Source organism: Streptomyces sp. UH6 (assembly GCF_013421635.1).
Classification (GTDB): domain Bacteria; phylum Actinomycetota; class Actinomycetes; order Streptomycetales; family Streptomycetaceae; genus Streptomyces; species Streptomyces abyssomicinicus.
Map to the genome: position 1 here is coordinate 1 of NZ_JACADT010000393.1, position 4,906 is coordinate 4,906.

The 4,906-nt window shown below is 67.2% G+C and carries 8 protein-coding genes; all 8 read right to left on the reverse strand.

Annotation, left to right across the window (positions count from 1 at the left end):
* A partial coding sequence (rpsC, locus tag HW445_RS18345; protein ID WP_180222083.1) for a 30S ribosomal protein S3 occupies positions 1-677 on the reverse strand: 677 nt, incomplete at its 3' end.
* Positions 677-1,024 (reverse strand): 50S ribosomal protein L22, encoded by a 348-nt coding sequence (rplV, locus tag HW445_RS18350; protein ID WP_108954813.1) that lies wholly within the window; start codon positions 1,022-1,024, stop codon positions 677-679. The genes rplV and rpsC, both read right to left, overlap by 1 nt.
* A gap of 43 nt (positions 1,025-1,067) precedes the next feature.
* Positions 1,068-1,349 (reverse strand): 30S ribosomal protein S19, encoded by a 282-nt coding sequence (rpsS, locus tag HW445_RS18355; RefSeq protein WP_108954814.1) that lies wholly within the window; start codon positions 1,347-1,349, stop codon positions 1,068-1,070.
* A gap of 12 nt (positions 1,350-1,361) precedes the next feature.
* The gene (gene rplB / locus HW445_RS18360; protein WP_151771773.1) at positions 1,362-2,198 is read right to left on the reverse strand and encodes a 50S ribosomal protein L2; all 837 of its coding nucleotides are present in this window, start codon (positions 2,196-2,198) and stop codon (positions 1,362-1,364) included.
* Between the two features lie 39 nt (positions 2,199-2,237).
* Entirely contained in the window at positions 2,238-2,657 is a 420-nt protein-coding gene (rplW, locus tag HW445_RS18365) for a 50S ribosomal protein L23 (protein ID WP_151771774.1), read from the reverse strand.
* Positions 2,657-3,304 (reverse strand): 50S ribosomal protein L4, encoded by a 648-nt coding sequence (gene rplD / locus HW445_RS18370; RefSeq protein ID WP_166021537.1) that lies wholly within the window; start codon positions 3,302-3,304, stop codon positions 2,657-2,659. Before rplD ends, rplW begins: the two co-directional genes overlap by 1 nt.
* Before the next feature lie 8 nt (positions 3,305-3,312).
* Complete coding sequence (gene rplC, locus HW445_RS18375; protein ID WP_151771776.1) at positions 3,313-3,957, reverse strand: 50S ribosomal protein L3; 645 nt, start codon at positions 3,955-3,957, stop codon at positions 3,313-3,315.
* A gap of 17 nt (positions 3,958-3,974) precedes the next feature.
* The gene (gene rpsJ, locus HW445_RS18380; protein ID WP_003948644.1) at positions 3,975-4,283 is read right to left on the reverse strand and encodes a 30S ribosomal protein S10; all 309 of its coding nucleotides are present in this window, start codon (positions 4,281-4,283) and stop codon (positions 3,975-3,977) included.
* Between the last annotated feature and the right edge of the window lie 623 nt (positions 4,284-4,906).

Genomic DNA, 4,906 nt, shown 5'->3' on the forward strand with positions numbered 1-4,906 from the left:
GCCGGGCGGTTGCCGGCGCGGGCGGCGGCGTTCTCGGCGCGGACCTCGGCGATGTTCTTGACGTCGCCCTTGTAGATCCAGACCTTCACACCGATGCGGCCGAAGGTCGTCTTGGCCTCGAAGAAGCCGTAGTCGACGTTGGCGCGGAGGGTGTGCAGGGGCACGCGGCCCTCGCGGTAGAACTCCGAGCGGGACATCTCGGCACCGCCGAGACGACCGCCACACTGGATCTTGATGCCCTTGGCGCCGGCCTTCATCGCCGACTGCATGCTCTTACGCATGGCGCGACGGAAGGAGACGCGGGAGGACAGCTGCTCGGCGACGGCCTGGGCCACGAGCTGAGCGTCGGTCTCGGGGTTCTTGACCTCGAGGATGTTCAGCTGGACCTGCTTGCCCGTGAGCTTCTCGAGGTCACCGCGGATGCGGTCGGCCTCGGCGCCACGGCGGCCGATGACGATGCCCGGACGAGCGGTGTGGATGTCCACACGCACGCGGTCACGGGTGCGCTCGATCTCGACCTTGGAGATGCCGGCGCGCTCCATGCCGGACGTCATCATCCGACGGATGGCGACGTCTTCCTTGACGTAGTCCTTGTACAGCTTGTCGGCGTACCAACGCGACTTGAAGTCGGTCGTGACACCGAGCCGGAACCCATGCGGGTTAACCTTCTGGCCCATTACCGGGTTCCTTCCTTGCTGCTGACGACCACGGTGATGTGGCTGGTCCGCTTGCGGATCCGGTAGGCGCGGCCCTGGGCGCGCGGACGGAACCGCTTCAGGGTCGGGCCCTCGTCGACGTACGCCTCGGAGACGTACAGGCTCGACGAATCGGTGTGGTCGTAGTTGTGCGCGGCGTTGGCGATGGCGCTGTCCAGCACCTTGCCGACCGGCACGCTCGCGGCCTGCGGGGCGAAACGCAGGACCGCCTGAGCCTCCGTGGCATCCATGCCACGGATAAGGTCCACCACGCGGCGGGCCTTCATGGGCGTGACGCGGATGTACCGCGCCTGGGCCCTGGCTTCCATGGTTGTCCCTTCAGTGTCTGTCATGGTCTTTCACAGCCCCGCTTTAGCGGCGCTTCGACTTCCGGTCGTCCTTGACGTGACCCCGGAAGGTGCGCGTCGGCGAGAACTCGCCGAGCTTGTGGCCGACCATGGACTCGGTGACAAACACCGGGATGTGGGTCTTGCCGTTGTGCACCGCGATCGTGTGGCCGAGCATGGCCGGGACGATCATCGAGCGACGGGACCAGGTCTTGATGACGTTCTTGGTGCCGGCTTCGTTCTGGACATCCACCTTCTTCATGAGGTGGTCGTCGACGAAGGGCCCCTTCTTGAGACTACGCGGCATCTAAACCCGCTCCTAGCGCTTCTTGTTCGTCTTGCGGCGGCGGACGATGTACTTGTTCGACGCCTTCTTGGGCGAACGAGTACGACCTTCCTTCTTGCCCCACGGGGAGACGGGGTGACGGCCACCGGAGGTACGGCCTTCACCACCACCGTGCGGGTGGTCGACCGGGTTCATGACGACACCACGGACGGTCGGGCGAACGCCCAGCCACCGCTTACGGCCGGCCTTGCCCCAGTTGATGTTGCTCTGCTCGGCGTTGCCGACCTCGCCGACGGTGGCGCGGCAGCGCACGTCGACCAGGCGGATCTCACCGGAAGGCATGCGGAGGTGGGCCATCGAGCCCTCCTTCGCGAGCAGCTGCACGGAGGCGCCTGCGGAGCGGGCGAACTTGGCGCCGCCACCGGGACGGAGCTCGATCGCGTGGATCGTGGTACCGACCGGGATGTTGCGGAGCGCCAGGTTGTTGCCCGGCTTGATGTCGGCCCCGGGACCGGCCTCGACACGGTCACCCTGCTGCAGGTTGCGCGGCGCGATGATGTAGCGCTTCTCGCCGTCCGCGTAGTGCAGCAGCGCGATGCGCGCGGTGCGGTTGGGGTCGTACTCGATGTGCGCGACCTTCGCCGGCACGCCGTCCTTGTCGTGACGACGGAAGTCGATCACGCGGTAGGCGCGCTTGTGGCCACCACCCTGGTGGCGAACGGTCACACGACCGGCGTTGTTACGGCCGCCCTTGCTGTGCAGGGGGCGGACCAGCGACTTCTCCGGCGTGGACCGCGTGACCTCGACGAAGTCGGCGACGCTGGAGCCACGACGGCCCGGAGTCGTCGGCTTGTACTTGCGGATACCCATTTCTCAGTCCTCGTCCGATATTCGGACGATCCGACGCCCTTAGGCGGTCGGACCGCCGAAGATGTCGATACGGTCGCCCTCGGCGAGGGTCACGATCGCGCGCTTGGTGTCGGGACGCTTGCCGAACCCGGTGCGGGTGCGCTTGCGCTTGCCCTGGCGGTTGATCGTGTTGACCCCGGTGACCTTGACCGAGAAGACCGACTGCACGGCCTCCTTGATCTGGGTCTTGTTGGAGCCCGGCGCGACGATGAACGTGTACTTGTTCTCGTCGATGAGCGCGTAGCTCTTCTCCGACACGACCGGCTTCAGCAGCACGTCACGGGGGTCCGTGTACGCCTTGCTGGCCGGGGTGACGACGGTGTTCTTGCCCTCGGCGGCGTGGCGGCGCGCCTTGGCGACGCGCGCGGCCTTGGCGGCCTTCGCAGCCTTGGAGGCGATGCTCGGGTGACGCGTAGCCATCAGGCCTCGCTCCCTTCGGTGACGGCCTGGCCGCCGGACACGAAGGACTCGAAAGCGGCCTGGGTGAAGACCACGTCGTCCGAGACGAGAACGTCGTACGTGTTCAGCTGGCCCGGCTCCAGGATGTGGACCTGGGGCAGGTTGCGGGCGGACAGCCACGCGGCCTCGTCGGCGCGGTCGACGACCAGGAGCAGGTTCTTGCGCTCCGAGATCTTGCCGAACAGCGACTTCGCGGCCTTCGTGGAGGCGGCACCCTCGACCACGCCGGAGACGACGTGGATGCGGTTGTGGCGGGCCCGGTCGGTGAGGGCGCCACGCAGGGCGGCGGCCTTCATCTTCTTCGGGGTCCGCTGCGAGTAGTCACGCGGCACGGGACCGTGCACGACGCCACCACCGGCGAACTGAGGCGCGCGGGTCGAGCCCTGACGGGCGCGGCCGGTGCCCTTCTGGCGGTACGGCTTGCGGCCACCACCACGGACCTCGCCACGGGTCTTGGTCTTGTGCGTGCCCTGACGGGCAGCGGCCAGCTGCGCGACGACGACCTGGTGGATCAGCGGAACGCTGACCTTGGCGTCGAAGATCTCCGCGGGGAGCTCGACGGTACCGGCCTTGTCGCCCGCCGGCGAAAGGATGTCAACAGTGCTCATCGGTTACCTCAGGCCCCCTTGGCCGCGGTGCGGACCAGGACGAGGCCGCCGTTCGGACCGGGAACCGCGCCCTTGATGAGCAGCAGACCCTTCTCCGCGTCAACGGCGTGGACGGTCAGGTTCTGGGTGGTGACCCGCTCGTTGCCCATGCGACCCGCCATGCGGAGGCCCTTGAACACACGGCCCGGGGTGGCGCAGCCACCGATGGAGCCGGGAGAGCGGTGCTTGCGCTGGGTGCCGTGACCGGCGCCGAGGCCCTTGAAGTTGTGACGCTTCATGACACCGGCGAAGCCCTTGCCCTTGCTCTTGCCGGTCACGTCCACCTTGACGCCGGCCTCGAACACCTCGGCGGTGATCTCCTGGCCGAGGGTGTACTCGGAAGCGTCCGAGGTACGGATCTCGACGAGGTGGCGGCGGGGGGTGACGTCGGCCTTGGAGAAGTGGCCCTTGAGGGGCTTGTTCACCTTGCGCGGGTCGATCTCGCCGAAGGCGATCTGGACCGACTCGTAGCCGTCGATGTCGTTCGTACGGACCTGGGTCACGACGTTCGGGGCGGCCTTGACGACGGTGACCGGGACGACGCGGTTGTTCGCGTCCCACACCTGCGTCATGCCGAGCTTCTCGCCCAGGATGCCCTTGATCTGCTTAGCCATTCTCAGATCACCGGCCTTCAGAGCTTGATCTCGATGTCGACACCGGCCGGGAGGTCGAGTCGCATCAGGGAGTCAACGGTCTTCGGCGTCGGGTCGAGAATGTCGATCAGGCGCTTGTGCGTGCGCATCTCGAAGTGCTCGCGCGAGTCCTTGTACTTGTGCGGCGACTTGATGACGCAGTACACGTTCTTCTCAGTGGGCAGCGGCACCGGGCCCGCGACCGACGCACCAGTGCGGGTCACCGTCTCGACGATCTTCTTCGCCGAGGAGTCGATGACCTCGTGGTCGTAGGCCTTGAGCCGGATGCGGATCTTCTGTCCCGCCATGGCTACTCAGTAGTCCTGTCTCTAGTAACGCTCTGGAACCCGGTGGGTTTTCTGATCTCTCTTCACCCTCTTCGCCGACCCACGCGGTCGGGCGTGTCGCGCTCCCGTCGATACGAAGTCCCGAAACGGGATTCCCTACCAGGGGGAGTGCGGCTCACCGCCGCGTGACCGGGAGCGGAAGGCCCACCGGGTGCCTGGTCGGTGTCGCGTCCGCACTTCCCGGAAGATTCCCGTACTTCCAGCCCGCGTGGGGCTGACGAGTACTGTGGGACTCGCTTCCGGTCCTCCCGGCGGGAGACGTGCGACATCAACACTCGACCGAGCAACTTGGCTAGTGTGCCATATGGCGCGGGAGCCTGGCCAATCGGGCGGAAGAGGGTACCCGGCGCGACCAGCGCGTCAAACCCAAGGGTTCCGTGTCGCCCACAACGCGCACGAAGATGCAGGTCAACCCGGTCGCACCCGGCGTGTTCCATGATCCCCCGGCCGCCCCGGCACCACGCCCCGCGGCACGGCACGCGGGGCGACGGCACCGCGCCCCCGGAAGCGGCTGCGGAATGTGGCGCGGATCATGCCCCGATCGAGTGAAGCGCCGACCCGCTGAGCTGACCGCGCCGCCCGCC

Excerpts from the sequence above, each read along its gene's own strand:
- rplV (WP_108954813.1), bottom strand. The coding sequence starts at position 1,024 with ATGGAAGCCAGGGCCCAGGCGCGGTACATCCGCGTCACGCCCATGAAG.
- rpsS (WP_108954814.1), bottom strand. The coding sequence starts at position 1,349 with ATGCCGCGTAGTCTCAAGAAGGGGCCCTTCGTCGACGACCACCTCATG.
- rplB (WP_151771773.1), bottom strand. The coding sequence starts at position 2,198 with ATGGGTATCCGCAAGTACAAGCCGACGACTCCGGGCCGTCGTGGCTCC.
- rplW (WP_151771774.1), bottom strand. The coding sequence starts at position 2,657 with ATGGCTACGCGTCACCCGAGCATCGCCTCCAAGGCTGCGAAGGCCGCC.
- rplD (WP_166021537.1), bottom strand. The coding sequence starts at position 3,304 with ATGAGCACTGTTGACATCCTTTCGCCGGCGGGCGACAAGGCCGGTACC.
- rplC (WP_151771776.1), bottom strand. The coding sequence starts at position 3,957 with ATGGCTAAGCAGATCAAGGGCATCCTGGGCGAGAAGCTCGGCATGACG.
- rpsJ (WP_003948644.1), bottom strand. The coding sequence starts at position 4,283 with ATGGCGGGACAGAAGATCCGCATCCGGCTCAAGGCCTACGACCACGAG.